Source organism: Aminobacter sp. P4_H6_2 (genome assembly GCF_056400805.1).
In genome coordinates, this window is the sequence record NZ_JBFUKO010000612.1 from 1 (window position 1) to 3,150 (window position 3,150).

Annotated in this window: 3 protein-coding genes; 1 reads left to right on the forward strand and 2 read right to left on the reverse strand. The window is 64.7% G+C overall.

Translation table 11 applies throughout. The features are described 5' to 3' along the window. Positions 1–136: 136 nt before the first annotated feature. Positions 137–1,192: a sugar phosphate isomerase/epimerase family protein gene (locus tag AC1DUU_RS27420; protein WP_476786505.1), complete on the reverse strand. Its 1,056-nt coding sequence runs from the start codon at positions 1,190–1,192 to the stop codon at positions 137–139. Between the two features lie 98 nt (positions 1,193–1,290). Continuing rightward, on the reverse strand, positions 1,291–2,583 hold the full coding sequence (locus AC1DUU_RS27425) for an amidase (protein ID WP_476786506.1): 1,293 nt from the start codon (positions 2,581–2,583) through the stop codon (positions 1,291–1,293). Between the two features lie 125 nt (positions 2,584–2,708). Between AC1DUU_RS27425 and AC1DUU_RS27430 the strand changes: the two genes are divergently transcribed. Then, positions 2,709–3,150, forward strand: a 442-nt coding sequence (locus tag AC1DUU_RS27430) for an oxidoreductase (RefSeq protein WP_476786507.1), incomplete at its 3' end; no start/stop codon positions are given.

Below are 3,150 nucleotides of genomic sequence, written 5' to 3' on the forward strand. Positions count from 1 at the left end.
TCATCCCCCTGCCGGGACCTTCTCCCCGAATAGCGACGGGGAGAAGGAGGCTAACTGCAACCTCGCCACCTCCCCCTTCTCCCCGCCTGCGGGGAGAAGGTCCCGGCAGGGGGATGAGGGGCGGCGCGAGCTTAGATCAAATCCCCATCATAGCCCTGAGCACCTTGCGGTCGCTCGTCCCGCCAGCGAAATCGTCGAAGGCCTTGTCGGTCACGCGGATGATGTGGCTTTCGATGAAAGGCGCGCCTTCGGCGGCACCGTCTTCTGGGTGCTTGAGACAGCATTCCCACTCCAGCACCGCCCAGCTGTCGTAGCCATATTGCGCGAGCTTGGAGAAAATGCCGGAGAAATCGACCTGGCCGTCGCCGAGCGAACGGAAACGGCCGGCGCGACCCAGCCAACCCTGATAGCCGGAATAGACGCCCTGGCGACCACTCGGGTTGAATTCGGCATCCTTGACGTGAAACGCCTTGATGCGCTCGTGGTAGATGTCGATGAAGGCGAGATAGTCGAGCTGCTGCAACAGGAAGTGCGAGGGATCGTAATTGATGTTGCAGCGCTTGTGACCACCCACTGCGTCCAGGAACATCTCGAAGGTGGCGCCATCGAACGCGTCCTCGCCCGGATGAAGCTCGAAGCAGAGGTCCACGCCGGCATCGTCATAAGCGTCGAGGATCGGCGTCCAGCGCTTGCCGAGTTCTGCAAAAGCCACCTCGATCAGCCCCGCCGGCCGCTGCGGCCAGGGATAGAGATAAGGGAAAGCAAGGGCGCCGGTGAACGACACGCATGCCTTGAGGCCGAGATTTTGTGAGGCGCGCGCGCCCAGCTTCATCTGCTCGACCGCCCATTTTTGCCGTGCCGCCGGATTGCCGTGGACGGCTGCCGGGGCGAACGCGTCGAACTGGGCGTCATAAGCGGGGTGCACCGCAACCAGCTGGCCCTGAAGATGCGTCGACAGTTCGGTGATCTCGACGCCTGCGTCAGTGCAGACGCCCTTGATCTCATCGCAATAGGTTTTCGACGTCGCCGCCTTTTCCAGATCGAACAGGCGCGCATCCGGCGTCGGGATCTGGACGCCCTTGTAGCCGAGGTCCGCCGCCCAGGATGTAATCGATTTCAGAGAATTGAATGGCGCAGTGTCGCCGGCGAACTGAGCGAGGAAGATCGCGGGGCCCTTCATTGTCGATGGCATCAGATTTTCTCCTCGTACGATTCCGGCCCGCCACGGGTCGTTCTTAAGTGACCATTATTTGACCCGGCTCCGCAAGTGGCCAGGAGGTCGGCCCCCTCCTACTCGCGCAGCATCGCCTCGACGGCGAGCGCGGCCGCAAGCAGGCGGCGATCGTGGCCGTGGCGCGCGACAAGCGCCAGCCCTGCGGGTCGCGCCATATCGGGCATCGGCAGCGACAAGGCGGTAAGGTCGAACTGGTTGGCGACCTGGGTGTTGCGCAACAACAAGCCTTCGACGCGGTCGGCGTGTGCGCCATCGGCCAGCATCTCTGATATCGGCTGGGCCGTGAGCGGCGTCGTCGGCATGGCGATGAAGTCATAGGCCGACAGCCGCGCGTCCATCTCGGCGACAAGCTCCCTGCGCCGGTTCATCGTGTGTATGTAGCTGACCGCGGGAACCTTCATTGCCCGGCCGAGCGCGCCGCTGACATTGGGATCGATGGGAACCGACGCGCCATTAGTGAGCCAGTCGGCGTGGATCGCAGCCCCTTCGATGGCCGCTATCGATCCCGAGCGTGTCGCCGCGCGGTATTCGGCCAGCAGGTCGTCGATGAAGCACTCGGTCACCGTAGCCCCTGCTTTGGCGAGCTGGTTCACCACATGCTCGAAAACTGAAGCGACGCTCGCTTCAACCCCGTCGAGCAGGCGGCCGCGTGGAACAGCGATGCGCAGACCAGACAGCGACAGCGGCGACAGTTCGCCAAACTCCTTGCCGGACATGATGGCGTCGGCGGCAATGCACTGCGCGACCGTCTTGGCGAGCGGGCCGATGGAATCGAGCGATGGCGACAGCGGGAATGCGCCGTCAAGCGACACGCGCCGCGCCGTCGGCTTGAAGCCGACAACGCCGTTGAGGGCAGCGGGGATGCGTACCGAGCCGCCGGTGTCGGAGCCGATTGATATATCGGAGGTGCCTTCGGCGGCCGATACGCCGGCGCCCGACGACGAGCCGCCGGGAATGAGCGTCGGATCGGCCGCATTGCCCGGTGTGCCATAATGCGGATTGAGGCCGAGCGCGGTGAAGGCGAATTCGGTCATGTGGGTCTTGCCGATGATCACCGCCCCTGCCCGACGCAGGCGGCGAACGATCATGGCGTCCTGCGCCGCAGGCCCTGCATCGCGCCGCAGCACCGAACCGGCAAGGGTCGGTTCGCCAGCGACATCGAACAGGTCCTTGATCGAAACGATGACGCCGTCGAGCGGCCCGAGCGACAGCCCTGCCCTTGCCCTGGCATCGGCAGCGTCTGCCGCGGCCCGCGCGGCTTCGCCGTAGAGTTTGGCGAAGACCCGCTCGTCCTTGGCGCGTGCGCCAAGCCGCGCCAGGATCGCTTCGAGCCTGTCTCTTGACTTCATGATCTCCCCCTCACCGCAGCACAGCATTCATCGCGCCGACTGTTAGCACGGCGTGGCCCCATGCAACACGGTTGCCGGCGGCTTCAAACGCTTTACATTCGCCTTTCCAGCCCCCAGGAGCCGCCATGACCGTTCATCTGTTTTCGCCAATCACGCTTGGCCATCTCGACTTTCCCAACCGTATCGCCGTGGCCCCGATGTGCCAGTATTCGGCCAATGACGGCTCGGCATCGGTATGGCATCTCCAGCATTGGATGAACCTGGCGATGTCGGGTGCCGGCATGGTCACCGTCGAGATGACCGATGTCGAGCGGCGCGGCCGCATCAGCCATGGCTGCCTCGGGCTTTATTCCGACGCCAACGAAGCAGCCGCCAAATGGGYGCTCGACGCCGCCAAGAGGGTGGCGACGCCCGGCGCGAAATTCGGCACGCAGCTTGCCCATGCCGGTCGCAAGGCCTCCAACCGCCTGCCGTGGGAAGGCTCGGGGCCGCTCGGCCCGGACCAGGACGCCTGGCCCGTCGTGTCTGCTTCCGCCATCGCCTATGCCGATGGCTGGCAAGTGCCGC